This window comes from Vibrio mexicanus, assembly GCF_001012815.1.
Classification (GTDB): Bacteria; Pseudomonadota; Gammaproteobacteria; order Enterobacterales; family Vibrionaceae; genus Vibrio; species Vibrio mexicanus.
In genome coordinates this window covers 74,639-96,343 of sequence record NZ_JYJP01000027.1, presented here as the reverse complement: position 1 = coordinate 96,343, position 21,705 = coordinate 74,639, and the positions used below count along the sequence as shown (strand labels likewise).

General features: G+C 45.6%; 15 protein-coding genes and 7 pseudogenes. 8 read left to right on the top strand and 14 right to left on the bottom strand.

Annotation, left to right across the window (positions count from 1 at the left end; translation table 11 throughout):
* Positions 1 to 8 precede the first annotated feature (8 nt).
* The 6 genes and pseudogenes from cydB to UA76_RS05380 form a co-directional block, all read right to left on the bottom strand.
* Positions 9 to 1,143: pseudogene (gene cydB / locus UA76_RS05405) on the bottom strand (cytochrome d ubiquinol oxidase subunit II).
* Positions 1,144 to 1,159: 16 nt separating this feature from the next.
* Positions 1,160 to 2,745: pseudogene (gene cydA, locus UA76_RS05400) on the bottom strand (cytochrome ubiquinol oxidase subunit I).
* A gap of 492 nt (positions 2,746 to 3,237) precedes the next feature.
* Positions 3,238 to 4,245 (bottom strand): Holliday junction branch migration DNA helicase RuvB, encoded by a 1,008-nt coding sequence (ruvB, locus tag UA76_RS05395; RefSeq protein WP_047043815.1) that lies wholly within the window; start codon positions 4,243 to 4,245, stop codon positions 3,238 to 3,240.
* A gap of 72 nt (positions 4,246 to 4,317) precedes the next feature.
* Positions 4,318 to 4,931, bottom strand: a pseudogene (ruvA, locus tag UA76_RS05390) (Holliday junction branch migration protein RuvA).
* 179 nt (positions 4,932 to 5,110) lie between these two features.
* Positions 5,111 to 6,397: a 3-phosphoshikimate 1-carboxyvinyltransferase gene (gene aroA, locus UA76_RS05385; RefSeq protein WP_047043813.1), complete on the bottom strand. Its 1,287-nt coding sequence runs from the start codon at positions 6,395 to 6,397 to the stop codon at positions 5,111 to 5,113.
* Between the two features lie 166 nt (positions 6,398 to 6,563).
* Entirely contained in the window at positions 6,564 to 7,019 is a 456-nt protein-coding gene (locus UA76_RS05380; protein ID WP_047043811.1) for an outer membrane lipoprotein, read from the bottom strand.
* Between the two features lie 47 nt (positions 7,020 to 7,066).
* On the opposite strand from UA76_RS05380, the gene aat reads away from it, so the two are divergent.
* From aat to infA, 3 genes are all read left to right on the top strand, one after another.
* On the top strand, positions 7,067 to 7,786 hold the full coding sequence (gene aat, locus UA76_RS05375; protein WP_047043808.1) for a leucyl/phenylalanyl-tRNA--protein transferase: 720 nt from the start codon (positions 7,067 to 7,069) through the stop codon (positions 7,784 to 7,786).
* Positions 7,783 to 8,481, top strand: a complete 699-nt coding sequence (locus UA76_RS05370) for an arginyltransferase (RefSeq protein ID WP_047043807.1) — start codon at positions 7,783 to 7,785, stop codon at positions 8,479 to 8,481. Before aat ends, UA76_RS05370 begins: the two co-directional genes overlap by 4 nt.
* Positions 8,482 to 8,561: 80 nt before the next feature.
* Positions 8,562 to 8,780 carry a translation initiation factor IF-1 gene (infA, locus tag UA76_RS05365; protein ID WP_001040192.1) on the top strand — a complete coding sequence of 73 codons (219 nt, stop codon included), beginning with the start codon at positions 8,562 to 8,564 and terminating at the stop codon, positions 8,778 to 8,780.
* A gap of 100 nt (positions 8,781 to 8,880) precedes the next feature.
* Here the strand turns inward: infA and UA76_RS05360 are convergent, their stop codons facing one another.
* Complete coding sequence (locus UA76_RS05360) at positions 8,881 to 9,459, bottom strand: thymidine kinase (protein ID WP_047043803.1); 579 nt, start codon at positions 9,457 to 9,459, stop codon at positions 8,881 to 8,883.
* 67 nt (positions 9,460 to 9,526) lie between these two features.
* Positions 9,527 to 10,915, bottom strand: a complete 1,389-nt coding sequence (gene cysS / locus UA76_RS05355) for a cysteine--tRNA ligase (protein WP_047043801.1) — start codon at positions 10,913 to 10,915, stop codon at positions 9,527 to 9,529.
* A gap of 240 nt (positions 10,916 to 11,155) precedes the next feature.
* On the opposite strand from cysS, the gene UA76_RS05350 reads away from it, so the two are divergent.
* The 4 genes from UA76_RS05350 (at position 11,156) to UA76_RS05335 (ending at position 14,305) form a co-directional block, all read left to right on the top strand.
* Positions 11,156 to 11,650 carry a peptidylprolyl isomerase gene (locus tag UA76_RS05350; RefSeq protein WP_047043798.1) on the top strand — a complete coding sequence of 165 codons (495 nt, stop codon included), beginning with the start codon at positions 11,156 to 11,158 and terminating at the stop codon, positions 11,648 to 11,650.
* Positions 11,651 to 11,704: 54 nt separating this feature from the next.
* Complete coding sequence (gene lpxH / locus UA76_RS05345) at positions 11,705 to 12,436, top strand: UDP-2,3-diacylglucosamine diphosphatase (protein ID WP_047043796.1); 732 nt, start codon at positions 11,705 to 11,707, stop codon at positions 12,434 to 12,436.
* Positions 12,437 to 12,529: 93 nt separating this feature from the next.
* Entirely contained in the window at positions 12,530 to 13,744 is a 1,215-nt protein-coding gene (locus UA76_RS05340; protein WP_047043794.1) for an EAL and HDOD domain-containing protein, read from the top strand.
* Positions 13,745 to 13,789: 45 nt separating this feature from the next.
* On the top strand, positions 13,790 to 14,305 hold the full coding sequence (locus UA76_RS05335; RefSeq protein WP_047043792.1) for a YchJ family protein: 516 nt from the start codon (positions 13,790 to 13,792) through the stop codon (positions 14,303 to 14,305).
* 83 nt (positions 14,306 to 14,388) lie between these two features.
* On the opposite strand, the pseudogene UA76_RS05330 reads toward UA76_RS05335, so the two are convergent.
* The 5 genes and pseudogenes from UA76_RS05330 to UA76_RS05310 form a co-directional block, all read right to left on the bottom strand.
* Positions 14,389 to 15,340 (bottom strand): annotated as a pseudogene (locus tag UA76_RS05330) (glycosyl transferase family protein).
* A 145-nt stretch (positions 15,341 to 15,485) separates the two neighbouring features.
* Positions 15,486 to 16,792: pseudogene (gene serS / locus UA76_RS05325) on the bottom strand (serine--tRNA ligase).
* A gap of 92 nt (positions 16,793 to 16,884) precedes the next feature.
* Positions 16,885 to 18,239, bottom strand: a pseudogene (locus UA76_RS05320) (replication-associated recombination protein A).
* Positions 18,236 to 18,846 (bottom strand): annotated as a pseudogene (gene lolA / locus UA76_RS05315) (outer membrane lipoprotein periplasmic chaperone LolA). Before lolA ends, UA76_RS05320 begins: the two co-directional pseudogenes overlap by 4 nt.
* 198 nt (positions 18,847 to 19,044) lie before the next feature.
* Complete coding sequence (locus tag UA76_RS05310; RefSeq protein WP_047043790.1) at positions 19,045 to 19,662, bottom strand: SEC-C metal-binding domain-containing protein; 618 nt, start codon at positions 19,660 to 19,662, stop codon at positions 19,045 to 19,047.
* Between the two features lie 173 nt (positions 19,663 to 19,835).
* On the opposite strand from UA76_RS05310, the gene dusC reads away from it, so the two are divergent.
* Positions 19,836 to 20,798, top strand: a complete 963-nt coding sequence (dusC, locus tag UA76_RS05305) for a tRNA dihydrouridine(16) synthase DusC (RefSeq protein WP_047043789.1) — start codon at positions 19,836 to 19,838, stop codon at positions 20,796 to 20,798.
* 94 nt (positions 20,799 to 20,892) lie between these two features.
* Here the strand turns inward: dusC and UA76_RS05300 are convergent, their stop codons facing one another.
* Positions 20,893 to 21,687 (bottom strand): ABC transporter ATP-binding protein, encoded by a 795-nt coding sequence (locus tag UA76_RS05300; RefSeq protein WP_047043787.1) that lies wholly within the window; start codon positions 21,685 to 21,687, stop codon positions 20,893 to 20,895.
* Positions 21,688 to 21,705: the final 18 nt, after the last annotated feature.

The following is a 21,705-nucleotide window of genomic DNA, read 5'->3' as shown; positions in this document are numbered from 1 at the left end:
TTTAGCTCCTAGTACAGTGAGTTCTTGTTGTCTTCAATAAACTTATCGTTCAGACGACCAAACATTTTGTAGTACGTCCACGTCGTGTAGCCCAAGATAACTGGAACCATAACAAACGCAACGCCTGTCATCAGATTCAGCGTCAGCTCAGATGACGTCGCATCCCACATCGTCAAGCTGTGGCTTGGCTCCAAACTTGAAGGCATGATGAATGGGAACATCGCAAGACCTGCTGTAAAGATCACACCAGCATTACCTAACTCGATGTTAGGAACGCAAGGCCACACTTTTCAAAGCGAGATGCCAATACGGCTAGCAGTGGCATAACCACACCCAACGCTGGTGCTAACCACATCAGTGGGTAGGCTTCGAAGTTACGCATCCACGCGCCCGCTTCTACCGCAACTTCTTTATTTAGTGGGTTTGACGCTGCGCCAGTATCCAATGCGCTCGTGACAACGTAGCCGTCGATGTTTTGAATCCAGAAACCGGCTGCTACAAACGTCGCTACTGTCAAAAGCCCCATTAGCTGAGCAACACTGCGTGCACGCGTATGAACTTCGTCGGTTGTCTTCATTTGAAGCCAAGTCGCACCTTGTAGGATGATCATCGACAAGCTCACCACACCACATAGCAATGCGAACGGGTTTAGTAGGCCAAAGAAGGAACCATGATACGTTGGCATCAGGAATTCATTCAATTGGAATGGTACACCTTGTAGAAGGTTACCAAATGCCACACCAAAGATGATTGGTGGAACAAAGCCACTGATTGAGATACAGATATCCCAAGTGCTACGCCATTTTGGATCTTCAATTTTTGAACGATAATCAAGACCAATTGGGCGAAGCCACAATGCCGCAAGCGTTACGTACATCGCAAGGTAGAAACCTGAGAATGACATTGCGTAAACTAGAGGCCAAGCGGCGAATAGCGCACCACCAGCGGTAATTAACCAAACTTGGTTACCATCCCAGTGCGGCGCGATTGAGTTAATCATAACGCGACGCTCGTTATCCGTTTTACCGATAACAGGTACTAGGCACCCACGCCCATATCAAATCCATCTGTCACCGCGAAGCCTACTAGAAGAACACCAATAAGGATCCACCAGATTAATCGCAGAATTTCGTAATCAAACATTATTCTCTCTCCTTACTTATGCTTCTACTTGGCGGCTAACTTTGTCAGCAGCAGAGTGTTCACCTTGCTCGAAGTGGTAGCGACCGGTTTTCAGGCTGCTTGGACCTTTACGAGCAAATTTCAGCATTAAGTAAACTTCTGCAATCAGGAACACTGTGTAGAGCGCGATGATTGCAAATAGGGATGTCCATATTTGGCCAGCTGTAAGTGCAGACGCAGCAACGTGAACAGGAAGAATTTCACCTACCGCCCATGGCTGACGGCCATATTCTGCAACGAACCAACCCGCTTCAACCGCGATCCATGGGAGAGGTAAGCTGAATAACGCCGCTTTAAGAATCCATGGTTTTTGTTCGATCTTCTGACGACATGTTTGAATGAACGCCGCACCAAATACGAATAGCATGATCATGCCGCAGCCAACCATGATACGGAACGACCAGAACAGAGGCCAAACTGTTGGGATTGAATCGTCAGCAGCAAGTTGAATTTGTTCTTCTGTCGCATCTACAACGTTTTCTGTGTAACGTTTTAGAAGTAAACCATAACCTAGGTCGTTCTTCACTTCGTCAAACGCTGTCATGTTCTCTTCTGACTTGTCACCCGCACGCAGTTTCTCTAGCAATTCGTATGCGTACATACCATTGCGAATACGTACAATGTGCTCGTCACGGAGATCACGCAGACCTGTCACCTCTTCATCAAGAGAACGCGTTGCGATGATACCCATTAGGTATGGGATCTTAATGGCGTAGTCTGTTTCCATCGTTTCTTGGTTAGGAATACCAACAACGGTAAAGGAAGCTGGTGCTTCTTGCGTGTGCCACTCTGACTCAATCGCCGCAAGCTTAACGCGCTGTACATCACCTAACTCGTAGCCTGACTCATCGCCAAGTACGATAGTCGACAAGATAGCAGCCATACCGAAAGACGCAGCAATGGCGAATGAACGACGCGCAAAAGCAACATCACGACCTTTCAGTAGGTAGTAAGCACTGATACTCAATACGAACATGGCACCCGTTGTATAGCCTGATGCTACGGTGTGTACAAATTTAACCTGAGCAACTGGGTTTAGAACAACTTCAGCAAAGCTCACCATTTCCATGCGCATGGTTTCGAAGTTGAATTCAGCACCCACTGGGTTTTGCATCCAGCCGTTTGCTACAAGAATCCACAATGCAGAGAAGTTAGAACCTAGCGCAACTAACCAAGTTACCGCTAAGTGCTGACGCTTAGATAAGCGGTCCCAGCCGAAGAAGAATAGACCAACAAAAGTAGACTCTAGGAAGAAAGCAACGAGGCTTCAATCGCAAGCGGCGCACCGAAAATATCGCCTACGTAATGAGAATAGTAAGACCAGTTCGTTCCGAATTGGAACTCCATGGTTAAGCCAGTGGCAACGCCCAAAGCGAAGTTAATACCAAATAGCTTACCCCAGAACTTTGTCATGTCCTTGTAGATTTGCTTTCCGGTCATTACATAAACTGACTCCATAATGGCTAGCAAGAAGGCTAGACCTAAAGTCAGTGGTACGAATAGGAAGTGATACATCGCGGTAATTGCAAACTGCAATCGCGACAGATCAACAACATCAATCATGGTAGCTCCTATGTGTCGGCTGACAGACACGCATGTACATATGTGCATTTACGGAGTATTCATCCTACCCCTTTCAGTTGTTAAATCTATGAAACAACTGTTGCATACATGATTATTAATAGTTAGTTTTTTGTTAAGCTGTAGCTAATGTAGCTGACACTAATATTAATACTTAGAGAAATCACTTTCAAAAGTTTCGGACTGAGTGTCGCTTTGATTTAAATCAACAATTGACACGCCAAAATGGGACAAAAAACCACCAACTTGATTTAAATCAACTTAGATCTCACTTGGATTGTTACACCCATGTTTCACCATGCGTAAAGTAGGGATACTCGCACAACATCTGCACAACATTTACTCACAGCATGTTACTCATAAAGAGGTAGGCTAAATTGCAATTGCGTGATTTGGATCACAAAACATAAAAGCCAAGCAATATTGCTTGGCTTTGGAAAATGATTTTTCAAAAATGAGAAAAAGGCAAAAAAGCTACTGTTTATCGATACCGAAGTGGAGATAAGCTCTATCTGTCGCGATACGTCCTCGCGGTGTACGCTGCAAATACCCTTGTTGAATTAGGTAAGGTTCCAACACATCTTCAATCGTATCTTTCTCCTCACCGATCGCCGCCGCCATGTTATCTAAACCAACAGGCCCACCGCCAAACTTTTCCATGATCGCAAGCAGTAGCTTTCTATCCATGTAGTCAAAGCCTTGTGCATCAACGTCGAGCATGTTCAGAGCCTTGTCTGCCACGTCTGCGCAGATATGACCATTGCCTTTCACTTCCGCGTAGTCACGAACACGGCGCAATAATCGGTTGGCAATACGCGGTGTACCACGAGCTCGACGAGCCACTTCTAATGCCCCTTCCGGATCCATAGATAGGTTTAAACAGTCAGCACTACGCTGCACGATAGTTTGAAGATCGGCGATTTTGTAGTACTCAAGCCTTTGCGTGATACCAAAACGGTCACGCAGCGGAGACGTTAATGAACCGGCACGCGTCGTCGCCCCAATCAGAGTGAAAGGAGGCAAATCTATCTTAATCGAGCGCGCAGCAGGCCCTTCCCCAATCATGATATCGAGTTGATAATCTTCCATTGCCGGATAAAGGACTTCTTCAACCATTGGGCTTAAACGATGAATTTCATCGATGAACAACACATCATTTTCTTCAAGATTGGTCAACAAAGCCGCTAAGTCCCCTGCCTTTTCAAGCACAGGGCCAGAGGTTGTACGAATATTTACTTCCATCTCATTGGCAACGATGTTGGCCAATGTAGTTTTACCTAGCCCTGGAGGACCAAATATCAGTAGATGATCTAAGGCTTCATTACGTAGTTGAGCCGCCTTAATGAAGATTTCCATTTGATCACGCACATGATCTTGTCCTTGATAGTCCGCTAACTTCTTTGGACGAATCGCTCTATCAATAACATCTTCTTCTTTAAAAACCGGACTGTCCGGTGCAATTAGGCGATCTGCTTCGATCATATTGTGTTCCTAATGGGCATTCGCTAGAGGTAATAATGGATATAGTGACACTGGTGCGTACAAAGCTAAAGGTTAAACCATCGACTTCAATGCTTCACGGATCAGCATTTCGCTGGTCATCTCTGGCTTAGCGATCTGAGACACCACTTTGGAGCTTGCGTTGGTTTGTAGCCAAGCGCCAACAGCGCACTCACGGCTTCATCCACGGCGCTCTCTTCACTTGGTGCGCCGCTGTCCATTGGTGCTGCGTCTGTTGCTGGAGTAAACAGATCACCCTCGCCCCATCCTTTCAAGCGATCTTTCATCTCAACAACCAATCGCTCTGCCGTCTTCTTACCTACACCGGGAAGTTTCACCAGCGTAGAAATATCTTCTCGTTCAACGCAAGATACGAATTGCATTGCCGTCATACCGGACAAGATACCCAGACCCAACTTTGGACCTACACCGTTTGCTTTGATCACTTCTCTAAATAAAGCGCGCTCTTTAACTGTATTAAAACCATAAAGTAGCTGAGCATCTTCGCGAACCACAAAGTGAGTATAGATGATGGCCTCTTCACCAACATTTGGCAGCTCGTAAAAGCAGCTCATCGGCATTTGTACTTCATAGCCAACGCCATTCACTTCAATTAATAGTTCAGGTGGCTGTTTCTCGATAAGCGTACCGCGCAGACGTCCGATCAAAATGGAATCCTTAGTTCTAATTCTGTATTTTTAGCGATGATAATAAATAACTGGATGGATAGCCAGTAGAAGTCTATGTCGATTGACTCTCTTGAATAAAAATAAAAAAGGGCTCACACAAAGGTGAGCCCTGACATTATTTGGAATGACTTATTTGGTTGAACGTTCGTTCGACACGATTAAGCAGACTGGCTAAGACCTTTTAGCTTATCGAAGTAATCTGGGAACGTCTTCGAGGTACAACCAGGATCGTTAATGGTTACTGGAGTATCACTCAATGCGACTAACGAGAAACACATTGCCATACGGTGATCATCGTACGTGTCGATTGCTGCGTGCTGTAGGTTATCCGTTGGCGTCACCACAATGTAATCATGGCCTTCTTCAACTTCAGCGCCCACTTTACGTAGCTCTGTTGCCATCGCCGCAAGACGGTCAGTCTCTTTCACACGCCAGTTGTACACGTTACGGATGGCTGTTGTGCCTTTTGCAAACAAAGCCGTTGTCGCAATCGTCATCGCTGCATCTGGGATATGGTTGAAATCAAGATCAACCGCTTTAAGCTCGCCAACACGAGAGATAACGTAATCATCACCCCACTCGATTTCAGCGCCCATCTTCTCTAGTGCATCTGCAAATTGAATATCGCCTTGGATACTATTGCGGCCAATACCGGTCACTTTAATTTCGCCACCTTTGATCGCCGCTGCCGCGAGGAAATAAGAAGCTGATGACGCATCGCCTTCAACCAAGAAGTCGCCCGGCGCTACGTAAGTTTGGCCACTTCGAATAACGAACTCTTGATAGTCGTTATTTTCCACATCCACGCCAAATTGCTTCATGATGTGAAGCGTAATATCAATGTACGGCTTTGAAACCAGTTCACCTTCGATCTCAATCGTAACATCCGATTGAGCAAGAGGAGCAGACATCAAAAACGCGGTCAAGAACTGGCTTGAGATTGAACCATCAATCTTAACTTTACCGCCTTTTAGGCCCGTACCTTGAATTTTTAGTGGTGGGTAGTTTTCGTTTTCTAGGTATTCAACCTGAGCACCTGCCTCACGAAGCGCATCGACAAGGTGACCAATTGGACGTTCTTTCATGCGCGGTTCACCAGTAAGTACATACTCACCCGTGCCCAAACAAAGTGCTGCAGCCAGTGGGCGCATTGCCGTACCCGCATTGCCTAGAAAAAGCTCAAGCGCTTCTGGAGCAGCAAACGCTTTTCCTAATCCTTGTACTTCACAGACTGTTTTGTCTTCAGACAGTTTATATTCGACGCCAAGTAGTTTAAGCGCATTTAACATATGACGAATATCGTCACTATCAAGCAAGTTAGTTAGACGAGTTGTGCCACTTGCTAGCGCTGCCAGTAGCAACGCTCGGTTAGATACACTTTTTGAACCTGGCAAATTGACTTCGCCATTAACTTTAGAAATTGGTTGTAACGTTAGGCTTTCCATTAATGCTGTCATTCCTTGGTCATTCACTCGTCTCCGGTTAAGTGAATGATGAATAATTCTTCGTACTTGCAGACTATCGAACTTTGGTTTTTAACTCCAGACCCAATCCACGAAATAAGCTGAATATTTACTCACTTAATTTGATTACAGCTTAATCAAGGGGGTTCTAGTACGTAATGTCCACCCTTACACCATCGCTAAAGTACAAAATTCTTACTGGATTGCCTTTTTCAAACAGCATTTGATTGTCGAAATCTTGGATAACATTAACAAGCTGGCCAGATTCGGTTTCGATTAGAAGTTCCACCAGACGGTATTCCACCACTCTGTCGCGATTCCAATTGCTGCTCGCAACCGATGCCCCCGCAACCGCACCGACCGCCGTCGCTACCTCTTTGCCTGTTCCGCCACCAAACTGATTGCCTACTAAGCCACCAATAACAGCACCAAGTAAGGTGTTCCATCCATTAGTTCGAGACTCAATGACTTGCTGCTCACTGATGTAGCGAACGGAATCTACTTGACCAAATACGACTTTTTCCACCGGCCTTGCTTGGTTGCGTTGATAGGCAGCATTGGCAAACAGTGGTAAAATCAACAAGATCCAAAGCCACTTTTTCATATTTCCCTCGTTTACTATATTTATAAGCACAACTATTTATTAGCATTATGGCGATTTATCTTACCGAGCTCGATAGCCGACACGTATTCCCATCCCCTTTTGAAGCACTTGATGAGCCTAATGGCCTGCTTGCTTTTGGAGGAGACTTATCGCCTCAGCGTATTTTAGCTGGTTACCATAATGGTATTTTCCCATGGTACGGCCCAGGTGAACCTATCCTATGGTGGAGCCCAGCTCCACGCGCCGTCTTTAATCCTAAGACATTCATTCCAGCAAAAAGTCTTAAAAAATTTCAAAGAAAGCACCAATACCGCATCAGTATTAACCGAGCAACCGACCAAGTGATTGAACAATGTGGCGCTGTTAGACCGATTGAAGAAACTTGGTTGGATGAAAACATGCAATCGGCCTATCAAGAGCTAGCTCGCCAAGGGCATTGCCATTCTGTTGAAGTATGGAATGAAGAACGCCTAGTAGGTGGCCTTTACGGCATTTCAGTCGGCCAACTTTTTTGTGGCGAATCTATGTTTAGTTTAGAAACCAATGCATCAAAAATTGCACTTTGGTATTTTTGCCACCATTTTTCTGCGCATGGTGGAGAGCTAATTGACTGCCAAGTGATGAACGACCATCTGGCATCACTTGGGGCATTTGAAATTGAACGAGAGAGCTTTCTGAAATCCTTGCTATCTTTAAAAGAACAGCCTTTATCTAACGGCTGTTTTGAATCTCAATGGCTGTCATCCCCAATGAAGGAGTCACAATGATCTCTGATCTACAGCAGATAAAAATTGGTTTAACCGACAGCCATGACTGCAGTTACCTGAAAGATCGTAAAGAGCGCGTTGCCGTCGCGCTCGATGAGAGAATGCACTCTGCTTCTAGCTATGAAGTCCTTTTAGCCAATGGGTTTCGTCGCAGCGGCGATACCATCTATAAGCCTCATTGTGATCACTGCAACGCCTGCAATGCGTTGCGAGTCTCTGTGCCCGACTTTGTCTTGAGCAGAAACCAAAAACGCCTCGTTAAAAAAGCGTCGAATCTCCAATGGCAATTTAAGAGTGAGCTCGATGAAGATTGGTTTGACCTTTATTCTCGTTATATCAATGCACGCCATCACGATGGCAGCATGTATCCGCCCAATAAAGAAGTCTTTCATCAGTTTGCATTGTGTTCTTGGCTAAATACTCAGTTCATGCATATTTATGATGGAGAAAAACTCATTGGCATTGCCGTCACTGACATTCTGAGTAATAGCGCGAGTGCCTTTTATACATTTTTCGACCCCGACTACACTTTGTCTCTAGGCACCTTGGGCATTCTAATGCAGCTAGAATATTGCCAACAACAAGGGAAACAGTGGCTATATTTGGGCTATCAAATCGATGAATGCCCTGCTATGAACTACAAAGTCCGATTTCAACGTCATCAAAGGCTAGTAAATCAGCGTTGGCAAGGGTAGAATACGCCCCAACTTTACTTAATTCATTTTTGTCGACATTTTTCTTCGGCAAAAATTGTCCATTTTTAAAAGAGGATTAAATGGCTAAAGAAGACGTAATTGAGATGCAAGGCACTGTCCTTGATACTCTACCAAACACAATGTTCCGTGTTGAGCTAGAAAACGGTCACGTAGTTACTGCTCACATCTCTGGTAAAATGCGTAAAAACTACATCCGTATTCTTACTGGTGACAAAGTAACTGTAGAGATGACTCCATACGACCTATCAAAAGGCCGCATCGTCTTCCGTGCTCGTTAATCTGTGATTGCTTTACGCAGTCCGATATAATCGAACACAAACAAAAACCGGAGCCAATGGCTCCGGTTTTTGTTTTACGTTATTTACATTGAAGAGATGGCTATTTACCCAACGCCTCTTTGTAGTGCTGACGACATACCGAAACGTAACGATCATTGCCACCAATCGCCACTTGATCACCTTCTGCAATCGCTTTTCCATTTTCGTCCGTTCTGATCACCATGTTCGCTTTGCGGCCACAATGACAAATCGTTTTCAGTTCAATCAGCTTATCCGCCCAAGAAAGCAAATATTTACTGCCTTCAAACAACTCACCTAAGAAGTCTGTGCGTAAGCCATAGCAAAGCACCGGAATATTCAGCTTATCGACCACTTCAGTTAATTGGTAAACCTGCTCCTTCGACAAGAACTGGCATTCATCCACCAAAATACAGTGGCGTTTTGCTACTTCATTCAGTGTAGAGATAACATCAAACAAGTTGGTGTCAGTTTGGAAGAGTTGCGCTTCAGATTGAAGACCAATACGCGAGCTCACCTTCCCTACGCCATAACGATCGTCAAGTGCGGCAGTGAAAATCACCGGATTCATACCACGCTCTTGATAGTTAAAAGAAGATTGAAGAAGAGTTGTCGATTTACCTGCATTCATCGCAGAGTAATAGAAGTACATCTGTGCCACAGAGGGTGCCTTTCTAAATTTTTGTAAAGAAAAAGGGCTGAAACCAGCCCTTTAATATAATAATCAGTTATTTACGACGCCAAGTGGTGCCCTCTGCACCATCTTCCAGCACAATGCCCATCTCAGTTAGCTTGTCGCGAGCCATATCTGCATTTGCCCAATCTTTTGCTGCACGCGAATCGTTACGCAGTTTGATTAGCGCTTCAATTTCTGCAACTTCGTCGTCATCAGCACCAGTCGCACCACCTTGTAAGAAAGCTTCTGGCTCTTGGTGAAGAATACCGATTACGTCGGCAAGTTCGCGCATTAAGCTGCCCAGTTCACTCGCTTTTTGAACGTCTTCCGCTTTCAGGCGGTTTACTTCACGAGCCATATCAAATAGCACTGAGTATGCTTCTGGCGTGTTGAAGTCATCATTCATCGCTGTCGTGAATCGAGTCACGTACTCTTCGCCACCTGCTGCTGGAACATTCAAATCCAAACCACGCAATGAGGTGTATAGACGTTCTAGTGATGCACGTGCTTGATTCAAGTTGTCTTCACTGTAGTTTAGCTGGCTACGGTAGTGACCAGACATCAGGAAGTAGCGAACCGTTTCTGAATCGTAATGCTCTAGAACATCGCGAATAGTGAAGAAGTTGCCTAGCGATTTTGACATTTTCTCACGGTCAACCATCACCATGCCACTGTGCATCCAAGTGTTTACGTACTGGGTGCCATGCGCACAGCATGATTGAGCAATTTCATTCTCGTGGTGAGGGAACTGAAGATCCGAGCCACCGCCGTGAATATCGAAATGGTTACCTAGAATTGAAGAGTTCATCGCTGAACATTCAATGTGCCAACCCGGACGACCCGCGCCCCATGGAGATTCCCACGTTGGCTCGCCTGGCTTAGACATCTTCCAAAGAACGAAATCCACTGGGCTGCGTTTTGCTGTGTCGATATCAACACGAGCACCTGCTTGAAGCTGGTCTAGGTCTTGACCAGATAGCTTGCCATACTCATCGTACTTGCTGACTTCAAACATCACATCGCCGTTATCGGCAACGTAAGCAAAGCCACGTTCGATCAGCTTCTCTACCAGCTCAATGATCTCTTGAATGTATTCCGTCGCGCGCGGTTCTACGTCTGGGCGCTTCATGTTTAGCGCATCAAAGTCAGCGTGCATTTCGCCAATCAAACGCTCAGTCAATGAATCACAAGACTCACCGTTTTCCGCCGCACGCTTGATTATTTTGTCGTCGATGTCGGTGATGTTGCGAACAAATTTTAGATCGTAACCTAGGTAGCGTAGGTAACGAGAAACAACATCAAAAGAAACGAAAGTGCGGCCGTGACCGATGTGACAGAGATCGTAAATGGTTACCCCACAGACATACATACCGACTTTACCAGCGGTGATGGGTTTGAATTCCTCTTTCTGTCTTGTAAGTGAGTTATATATTTTTAGCATGATCTCTATCTAATACTTGGTGAAATAAACAGTGCGTCAGTATATCAAGTGTTGTTTAGATACGTAATCCCAACACAAGCAAAAAGTCAGCTTTATATCCTCTATTCCCTTGTTTCCATCAAACACACCTACCCTTTTCGGGCGGATCCACTAGGTTTCTTATATTAGGAGTTGGTCTGTAAGAATAAGTTACGTTAGAATCGCAGGCTCTAATTACAAACATCAGTAAAGGAACGCGTCATGATCACCCTTCACACAAACTTTGGTGACATCAAAATTCAACTAAACGAAGAGAAAGCACCAGAGACTAGCGCAAACTTTCTACAGTACTGCCGCGACGGTTTCTACGACAACACGCTTTTCCACCGTGTAATTGATGGTTTCATGGTCCAAGGTGGCGGCATGGAATCTGGCCTTCAAGAGAAACCTTCTCGTGCTCCAATCAAAAACGAAGCAAACAACGGCCTAAGCAACAAAGTAGGTACATTGGCGATGGCTCGCACAATGGAACCTCACTCAGCGAGCTCTCAGTTCTTCATCAACGTAAACGACAACACATTCCTAGACTTCCGTAGCGAAAGCCTAGACGGTTGGGGTTACTGTGTATTTGGTGAAGTTATCGAAGGCATGGACGTAGTAAACAAAATTAAAGGTGTAAGCACAGGTTCTTACGGCATGCACCAAGACGTTCCTCTAGAAGACGTGCTAATCACTGGCACAACAATCGAAGAGTAATTGATTAGGAGAGCATGGATATGCTCTCCTTCTTCTAAGGCCTTTATACCTCCTATGACTACGTTATTTATTTCCGATCTTCACCTCACCCCGCAAGCTCCAGAAATCACCGACTGTTTTACTCAATTTATGCGAACGGAAGCGATCCACGCCGATGCCCTGTACGTACTGGGTGATTTGTTTGAGTTTTGGATCGGTGACGATGACACTTCAGACTTTGCGCAGCAAATTCGAGATGAATTTAAACGCCTAACTGACTCGGGTGTTCCTTGCTACTTCACGCAAGGAAATCGCGATTTTTTGGTAGGGAAACGTTTCGCCCAAAAAACCGGCGTGCAGTTGCTTGGTGACGAGACGGTCATCGACCTATACGGAAGAAAAGCGGTCGTTCTGCATGGCGATACATTATGTACTCGCGATGTGAAATATTTGGAGTACCGCAAGAAGGTCCACCAGCCTTGGCTACAGTGGGTATTCAATCGCATTCCATTTTTCATTAAGAAAAGAATCGTCAGCAAGGTGCAATCTGATATCAAACAGGACAAACAATCAAAATCCCTTGAGATTATGGATGTGACACCCGAAGAGGTAGTCAGAGTTATGGCACATCATGATGTCGATTTAATGATTCATGGCCACACTCACAGGCCTGCCGTGCATGAGATTCAAAGCGAATCGGTGCCCAAACAGCGCATCGTACTTGGGGATTGGTACACACAAGGCTCAGTATTGGTCTATGATCAAAAAGGATTTGAGCTGCAAAACCGACCATTTCGCAGCAATTAGATCTTTCGTTTGAGTTTTCTTTGAATCAACTCAAAGATTAATTCCTTGAAATCACTATCATCAAACACATCAATTGGATAGATAGAAAGCACATTGAAGTATTCATATATTGCTAGGCAGCCCATTTTAGACTGCGATAAGAAAACCATCGGATATGAGCTGCTGTTCCGCGACGGGCCTAAGAACACCTTTCCTGAAATCGATGCGGATCAAGCAACGAGCAAACTGCTTTCTGATCACTTTCTGTCTACTCACTACAGCACACTAGGTGACAATTTAGGTTTCGTTAATTTCCCGTATCAAAGCTTAATCAATCGCGTGCCGACTCTCTTTCCCGCAAGCAATCTAGTGGTCGAAATTCTCGAAGATTGCCAACCGACAGATGATCTTCTTGAAGCCGTTAGGGAAATGTATCACGCGGGCTACACCATTGCGCTCGATGACTTTGTACCGAGCCCTGAGTGGAAAAAGTTTCTACCTTACGTCTCTATCATTAAGTTCGATATTAGAATCGTATCTATTGAGAAAGCGCAGCGATTTATCCAAAAACTCAAAGCCACTAAAATTGAGTTCCTTGCTGAGAAAGTGGAAACTCACGAAGAGTTTTCGCTCGCGAAGCAAGCCGGATTTAAGTACTTTCAGGGCTACTTTTTTAGTAAGCCTGAGCTGATTCAAAGTAAGTCTCTCGAGCCTTCGTTTCTTACTATTGTTCAGCTGTGTAAGGAAGTGTCTAAGAGTGAAATTGATTACCGTTCAATCGAAGAACTGGTCTCACAAGACGTTTCGCTTTCCTACAAACTGCTTTCCTTTGTGAACTCTTCAAGTCATATCTCGACTAGGATTCAATCCTTTAAGCAGGCTCTGGTTTATCTAGGCGAAGAGAAGCTAAGGAAGTTCATCTCTTTGGTCGCGATTGCCTCAACTCAAGACTCGAAACCAGATTATTTATACGGTCTGTCGATACAAAGAGCACGCTACTGTGAGTTAATCTGGTCTCAGTTTGATACCAAAGGGGAAGAAGGTTCTGCGTTTCTAACCGGAATGTTCTCGCTGCTTGATAGTTTATTAGATCAGCCACTGGATCAACTACTGCAAAAAATCGCCATCGATGAGGCGGTAAAAGACGCACTCATCGAAAGAAAAGGCACGTTGGGTCAAATCCTAGACCTTGCTATTTGCTACGAGAAAGCAGATTGGGATCAAGTGGTTAGCCTAAGTGAGGAACTTGAACTGTCAGAGCAGACTCTCAAAGATTGCTACGACAAATCCGTTCAGTGGACACAAGAAATTCTTTCTGTTGTTCACTAGATAAAAATGTACACTATGCCAAAAGTACATTTTTAGAGAATAACCATGAGCCAATGCCCTTGTGGTTCGCAACTTAGCTACCAGCAATGCTGTGAACCTATTCATGCTAACCCAACCCAAGCTCAAACACCTGAAGCACTGATGCGCTCGCGATACAGTGCTCACGCGCTTGGTTTGGTCGACTATGTTATCGAAACCTATCACCCTAGTTGCGATGCTGCTTCTCAACGCGAAGGTATTGAAGAGTCGATTAATAGTAATTGGCTTAAACTGGAAGTGCTCTCTACTGAGCCTAGTAGTCATTCAGATGAAGGCTTTGTGACGTTTAAAGCTTACTTCGCTGACGATGGTCAGGAGTATTGCATGCAAGAGCGCTCGAGATTCGTGCGAGAGAATGGTCAATGGTTTTACATTGACGGCACTTTTCCAGATTCCGAACCTGTGCAAGAGCTTGAACCTCAGCAAGCGCTTCTGAACACGCCAGTGAGTTCTATTAAGGTAGGCCGAAACGACCCTTGTATCTGTGGAAGTGGCAAGAAATTTAAGAAGTGTTGTGGCTAAGAGAAATCTCACTTTCCGATAGTAACAATAGCAACAACAAAAAGGCGCATGATGCGCCTTTTCTGTTTTTGTCTGGCTCAGCCTTACTGGTCTTTGCAGTAAGCTTCCCATAAAGACAGCGCTTTACTGTTCGCTAACTCTCGATCGTTTGTTTCAGTGAACAACAATGCGGCCATTGTCGAAACAACAGTATTAGCCATTAGCTCATTATCTTCCACAGGCGTACCCATACGGTCTCGATTCGTACTAGGCAGCTCTTCTGACATCTGCTCTTCCCAATAATGGGATTCAACGCCTTCATTATGGCTCAACCAAACGGTCTGACTCACTTTCGGGTTGTATTCTGACTCGCCAGATAGTCCTTTAAACGAGATTACACCATGGGAGGTTTTACCCATCACATTCTCAACTTCAGCATGTAACTGCTGAAAGCCTGGGTGATAACTTCCTCGGATACCCAGTTTCGCACCACCCGGATTCAACGCGCGTACAACGGTATTTATCGGCGTTCTCAAACCATAACGAGCTCGCCATGCAATCATCGTCTTCGCTTGTGGGGCAAACGCTTCCAGAGGTAAGTAGCAATGCCATCACGTTCCATGATCGCTTTCGCTTCTTCTGGCGAAGATGCCTTCTGAATACCCAGCTCTTCCAAATAGTTCACTGCGTGTTCACGATCCGATGCGCCATCATAGTATCCATGCATCAAGGTCTTATATCCTGCGTTGGCTAGGATCTTTGCCGCAAGCAAGTGCCAAGCTTACCTGCTGAAGCACGTTTACCCGCATAGCAAGGCCAATCAATATCAGCGCCTAAGTCTGGTACTCGTGATTGGAACGCTTTTACAAAGCCTGCAATCTCGGCATTCGTTTCATTCTGGACACGGATCAGCATTAGCAACATCGCCATTTGATCATCGCCGACTTGCCCATCTAAGTATTCATCCATTACTTGATAAGCCTGCTCAAAACTTAGCGGCTTCCTTCCTCGTTCACCGCGTCCTACGGTGCGAATACATTCAATGATACTGCTCATTTCAATTCCATTTATTCTCTGATGCGCCACACGCCTCGACTACTCAAGAAAGTGTGCCGATTAAGCATCGATTAATCAATAACATGTTCTATTTATTTGAGGCACAAAAAAGCCGGCGATAAGCGGCTTTCGGAACAATCAGTGATTAACCGATGTGTGTCGCGCCACCCATGTATTTCTGTAGCGCTGTTGGAATAGCAATACGGCCATCCGCTTCTTGGTTGTTCTCTAAAATCGCAACCATAGTACGACCAACCGCTAGACCTGAACCGTTTAGAGTGTGTACAAGCTCTGGTTTCTTCTCGCCTTTACGACGGAAGCGTGCCTGCATACGACGAGCTTGGAAGTCCCACATGTTTGAGCAAGATGAGATTTCACGGTACGTCTCTTGCGCTGGTACCCATACTTCTAGGTCGTAAGTCTTACGAGCACCGAAGCCCATATCACCAGTACATAGAACCACTTTACGGTAAGGAAGCTCTAGAAGTTGTAGAACTTTCTCAGCGTGACCTGTTAGTTCTTCTAGCGCATCCATTGAATCTTCTGGTTTAGTGATTTGAACCAGTTCCACTTTATCGAATTGGTGCATACGGATAAGACCACGAGTGTCACGACCGTAAGAACCTGCTTCAGAGCGGAAACAAGGAGTGTGCGCCGTCATCTTAAGTGGTAGATCCGCTTCATCAGAAATTGTGTCACGAACCATGTTGGTTACTGGTACTTCTGCCGTTGGGATCAGCGATAGACGACGTGGTTCTTCATCACTCGCCTTCTCTTCTAAAGGCTCTGTGTGGAAAAGATCTTTACCAAACTTAGGAAGCTGACCGGTACCGTATAGGCTGTCTGCATTCACTAGGTATGGTACGTACATTTCAGTGTAACCGTGCTCTTCTGTATGAAGATCTAGCATGAACTGAGCAATCGCACGGTGTAGGCGTGCAAACTGACCTTTCATTACGATGAAACGTGCACCAGTAATCTTTGTCGCGCTCGCGAAATCTAGCCATCGCCCATTTCACCTAAGTCTACGTGATCTTTCACATCAAAGTCGTAAGACTTTGGCGTGCCCCAACGAGAAACTTCTACGTTGTCTTCTTCGTCTTTACCGTCTGGCACATCGTCAGCAGGTAAGTTAGGCACAGACAGTGTGATGTCTTCAAGCTTAGTTTGAATCTCAGCCAGCTCAACTTTCTTCGCTTCAAGATCGCTACCTAGCGTACCGATCTGCTTTTTGATCTCTTCAGCACCCTCTTTGTCGCCAGCAGCCATTTTTTGGCCGATCTGCTTAGAGATGGAGTTACGAGTGGATTGTAAATTTTCAACTTCTACTTGAATGGACTTGCGTTGTTCTTCAAGTTCACGGATAGCCTCTACGTCTAGCTTAAAGCCACGACGCGCCAGTTTTGCAGCTGTTTCATCCAGCTCTGTACGAAGTAATTTAGAATCCAGCATTGTTAATCCTATGCTTTGGGGTTATTAAAAAACGGATGAAAACCTTTCATCCGTTATTGAAACTTTGTCACCGTAAAGATAACGAAAAGACGCTATTTTTCATAGCGCTTTTGTGGGCTTTTTGCGTCTAAAGTAGCCAAGTAATCTAACTTTTCGCCAATTTTGGTCTCAAGCCTCTGTTTTGAGGAATATAGTAACGAGTATCGCTCATTTCTGGCGGTAAATACCTTTCACCAGCCGCATACGCTCCAGGCTCATCATGAGCATATCGGTACTCTGCCCCATAGCCCATGTCTTTCATTAAGCTGGTCGGCGCGTTACGCAAATGATGGGGCACTTCATACTCAGGAAGGTCTCTGGCATCCCGAAGAGCTTGCTTCCAAGCGTTATACACTGCATTACTTTTTGGTGCGCACGCAAGGTACACGACTGCTTGTGCAATTGCACGCTCACCCTCTGCCGGGCCAATTCGAGTAAAACAGTCCCAAGCATCCATGGCGACTTGCATTGCACGTGGGTCGGCATTGCCGATGTCTTCAGAGGCAATAGCCAAAAGCCTGCGAGCGATGTACAGGGGATCACAACCCGCCGTGATCATTCGTGCACTCCAGTACAAAGCGCCGTCAGGGTTAGAGCCTCGGATAGACTTATGCACAGCTGAAATCAAGTAGTACCAAATATCGCCCTTGTTATCAAAGCGAGACACTTTCTCACCCGCCACTTCCGCCAGCAGCGGCAATGTAATTTGCTTAACGCCTTTTTCATCTTCTTCTGCCATGTCATACAGCAGTTCTAGATAGTTGAGTGACATTCTTGCATCGCCGTTCACCAGCTCAGCCAAGCGTTCAAGAGTATTGTCATTGAAGTGGGCTTCGACTTTACCAAGACCTCGCTCTGGGTCTTGAATCGCCTCATTCAAAGCATCGAGCACTTCTTGTGTCGATAACGAGGTAAGCTTGTAAACACGTGCTCGCGAGAGCAGTGCGTTGTTAAGTTCAAACGACGGGTTTTCGGTTGTTGCGCCAATAAACGTTACGGTGCCATCTTCAATGTGTGGAAGAAAAGCATCTTGCTGAGATTTATTGAAGCGATGGACTTCGTCTACAAACAAAATAGTACGACGGCCAGCCAGTTTATTCTCTCGCGCTCTTTCAATCGCTGCGCGAATATCCTTCACCCCGGAAGTCACAGCTGATACTCGCTCGACTTCTGCATTAGCGTAGTTGGCCGCCACTTCCGCAAGCGTGGTTTTTCCTGTACCTGGCGGACCCCACAAGATCATAGAATGAATATGGCCAGCTTGAAGCGCTTTGCGCAAAGGTTTTCCCTCGCCCAAGATATGAGTTTGACCGATATATTGCTCTATGGTCGTCGGGCGCATTTTCGCCGCAAGCGGGCGAAAATCTTCTTCTGAGCCGAAATCTAAACTGTAGTTACTCAAGATCAATTCCTTTGATCGTCAACTTCTACGCCGTCTGGAATAACAAAAGTAAATCGATCCGCTTTTGGCTTATTCAACTCTACGTTTTCAAACACAAATAGGCCACGTTGACCATCTTGCTCGATGATATTGAAGCCTTTCACCACGCCCTTCTCGTCAATATCAATTTGGAACTGACCTTGATTCGAAGACTCAGATTTGGGAGCAAGCGTGAATCGATCGTCTTGCTGTGTAACGACATAGTTTTCCCAATCACTCTCTTGATTGCGAGTCAGTAGCACAAACGGCGTTTGCTCAGCCGCTTGTTCTTGCCAAAAAATACTCACCTGCTCGATGAATGGGCTGTAATACCACAGTGTTTTGCCATCAGACACCAGTAGGTTTTCATCTGGTAACGTGGTTTCCCAACGGAACAAGCTAGGGCGAGCGATCTCGACACTTCCCTGCCCTTCCATGACAATCTCCCCTTCTGGCTGATCACCTGCTGGTCAAACGTAGCGCTGAACCCATCATTGAGCGACAAACGCTCGCTCAGTTCCTCTTTTGGCCCTGCGAATACTGAAAAACTTGCGGCCGTAATGCTAGCTACGACTAACGAGAAAACTTTGTTCATTAAATACTCCGATTAATGCACGTCGAGTAAGTGCCTCACTCGACGTCGGTATAGGGTTATCTTAGCACTTGCCGATTTAGTATCGTCAACGGATTGTTCTGATTACTTTCTACTTGAATGCTGAGTTATTTTGAAAGCAAATGAGCGAAGAAGTTCACTTACTCCCTATCTCTCATTCAAAATGACAAAGTTTGAAAATCAAGCTTTACCACAACACTGTTTAAATTTCTTACCACTGCCACATGGGCATGGATCGTTACGACCGATGTCTTTAAATGGGTTCACACTTTGGCTCTTCCCACCAACCATCAACTCGTCTGCAGCGTGCGCAACTTCTGTCACCATGACATCGATTTGCTCAACCATGTCTGCAAGGTTTGGCGGATTATCAATACCCGCTAGTTTCATCTGCTCCTGAGTAGATGCTTCATCAATCGCCAACATCAGAGTCGTGAGCAAGCCTTGCAGCATACGCATTGTGCCGTCACCAATTTGAAACTCAGACCACTGCTCTTCCACCGTCGGCCAGAGTGTCATAAAACCTTCAGCAAAGTCAGCAAGGTTCTCTTGCTTGCTATCACCTTCGACAAGCGAAAGCAGTGAGTATTCGCTGCGCTTTAGTAAGTTGAACTGTGCATGGATTTGACTCACTACCGACTCTTTCAAATCACTGGCGGAGTCACCCAACACGCTCTCTAACCAAGACTCCGGATCGAGCGGTTTCGCAGCAAAGTTTGCACACAGCACGGCCCCTTCGATGAAGAAGGTTGACTCGTTGTGTGTGTCGCTATCGAGAGAAAGAAGTTGGTAAGTCATGAAGTAGCTCTGATAAATCTATTGTAATGCTGCGCATTATACCTAACTTTAACTCGATATGTTTCTTTCAAACTTATCTAACTTTAAATTGTCTCTAGTGGATGAAGCCAAAGGTGACAATATCATCAGAACCCACTACAATCGCGCCTCCTGAGTTACACGAGCAACATTTCATGAGAGTTATATTAGGCCCGATGGAGGGCGTACTGGATCATTTGATGAGAGAGATCTTAACCGATCTCAACGACTATGATCTTTGCGTCACTGAATTTGTTCGTGTTATCGACAGGAAACTTCCCGACCATGTGTTTTATCGGCTATGTCCTGAACTTGAACAAGGCTCGCAGACCAAATCAGGTGTGCCTGTTCATATTCAGCTATTAGGTCAGCATCCTGAATGGATGGCAGAAAATGCTCTGCGTGCGGCGGAGCTGGGCGCTCGTGGCGTCGATATTAACTTCGGTTGCCCAGCGAAGCTTGTGAATCGCAGCCGCGGTGGCGCAGCCCTGCTTCAACACCCAGACATTATTCATAACGTTGTCAAAGCGTGCCGTGAAGCGGTGCCTTCTCATATCCCAGTTTCGGCCAAGATTCGATTAGGCTGGGAAAACCCTGACGACTGTTTTGAGATCGTCGATGCCATTGAAAAAGCTGGTGCAGATGAGCTGACGGTTCATGCTCGCACAAAAGCAGGCGGCTACAAAGCCAGTGAAATTAAATGGGACTACATCAATCAGATCCGTCAAAGAACCTCTTTACCTTTGATTGCTAACGGCGAGATCTGGAACTACGAAGATGGTCAAGCGTGCATTAAAACAACGGGTGTTGATTCTTTAATGGTGTGTCGTGGTGCGTTCAACGTGCCTAACCTCGGCAACGTGGTAAAACACAACCAAACCATCATGCCGTGGAAAGATGTCGTAGATTTGCTGATCGTTTATTCTCAATACGAAATGAAGGGCGACAAAGGCCTTTATTATCCAAACCGCGTTAAACAGTGGTTTGCGTACTTGAGACAGCAATACCCAGAAGCAGCTCAACTATTTAGAGAGATTCGCACCTTTAACAAGGCGCAACCTATCGTTGACTACATTGAGAAATATCGCACTGAGCTTCAGTTAGAAGCTGTCGATTAACCAAGCGGCATTTACCTAAATTGGAAACAGAATCGAAAAAGCCAGAACCGTTCGTCGGTTCTGGCTTTTTAATTCTCGCTCAATACCTTGTCACCTAACTCAGTAATAAACTGTCGTCGGCAAGCTCTTCACCACGCACCTTACTAAACATTTCTAGCAAGTCAGGCACCTGCATGTTTGCTCGTTGCTCACCAGCAACGTCTAACACCACCTCTCCTTGATGGAGCATCACTGTGCGATCGCCACACGCCAAAGCGTCTTTCATTGAATGAGTCACCATCATTACTGTTAGGTTGAACTCTTTCACGATCTTTTTCGTCAAATCGATAATAAAAGCCGCCATTCTTGGATCGAGCGCCGCAGTGTGCTCGTCAAGCAGCAGCAATTTGCTTTCTGACAGCGTTGCCATAACCAGACTAACCGCCTGACGCTGACCACCCGACAAAAGACCAATATTGTCACTCAAACGATCTTCTAACCCTAAACCTAATATGCTGATGCGCTCTTGAAAGAGCTTTCTACGCTTACTTGACAGTGAAAGCGTCCAGCCACGTCTTTTACCACGCATGTAAGCAAGAGCCATGTTTTCTTCGATGGTAAGATCGCCACAGGTTCCCGCTAGCGGGTCTTGAAACACACGTGCACACTGCTTAGCCCTTTGGTCAACGGTAAGGTGTGTAACGTCAGTTCCATCGATAAGAACTCGACCACCAAGCATAGGCGTTTCACCCGTCACAGCGCCCAGCAAAGTTGATTTACCTGCACCGTTAGAGCCAATCACGGTTAAAAACTCATGCTCCGGCACCTCTAACGACACACCTTTGAGAGCACGGTTTTCCAATATAGTGCCTGGGTTAAAGGTCACTTGAATATCTTCTAACGCGATCATTCTTTGTTACCTCCCGAT

Bases quoted from the DNA above. Each gene is read 5' to 3' on its own strand.
- UA76_RS05310 (WP_047043790.1), bottom strand. From the start codon at position 19,662: ATGACTTACCAACTTCTTTCTCTCGATAGCGACACACACAACGAGTCA.
- aroA (WP_047043813.1), bottom strand. From the start codon at position 6,397: ATGGAAAGCCTAACGTTACAACCAATTTCTAAAGTTAATGGCGAAGTC.
- lpxH (WP_047043796.1), top strand. From the start codon at position 11,705: ATGACTACGTTATTTATTTCCGATCTTCACCTCACCCCGCAAGCTCCA.
- aat (WP_047043808.1), top strand. From the start codon at position 7,067: ATGGCGATTTATCTTACCGAGCTCGATAGCCGACACGTATTCCCATCC.
- infA (WP_001040192.1), top strand. From the start codon at position 8,562: ATGGCTAAAGAAGACGTAATTGAGATGCAAGGCACTGTCCTTGATACT.
- UA76_RS05370 (WP_047043807.1), top strand. From the start codon at position 7,783: ATGATCTCTGATCTACAGCAGATAAAAATTGGTTTAACCGACAGCCAT.
- ruvB (WP_047043815.1), bottom strand. From the start codon at position 4,245: ATGATCGAAGCAGATCGCCTAATTGCACCGGACAGTCCGGTTTTTAAA.
- UA76_RS05380 (WP_047043811.1), bottom strand. From the start codon at position 7,019: ATGAAAAAGTGGCTTTGGATCTTGTTGATTTTACCACTGTTTGCCAAT.
- UA76_RS05300 (WP_047043787.1), bottom strand. From the start codon at position 21,687: ATGATCGCGTTAGAAGATATTCAAGTGACCTTTAACCCAGGCACTATA.
- UA76_RS05350 (WP_047043798.1), top strand. From the start codon at position 11,156: ATGATCACCCTTCACACAAACTTTGGTGACATCAAAATTCAACTAAAC.
- cysS (WP_047043801.1), bottom strand. From the start codon at position 10,915: ATGCTAAAAATATATAACTCACTTACAAGACAGAAAGAGGAATTCAAA.
- UA76_RS05335 (WP_047043792.1), top strand. From the start codon at position 13,790: ATGAGCCAATGCCCTTGTGGTTCGCAACTTAGCTACCAGCAATGCTGT.
- dusC (WP_047043789.1), top strand. From the start codon at position 19,836: ATGAGAGTTATATTAGGCCCGATGGAGGGCGTACTGGATCATTTGATG.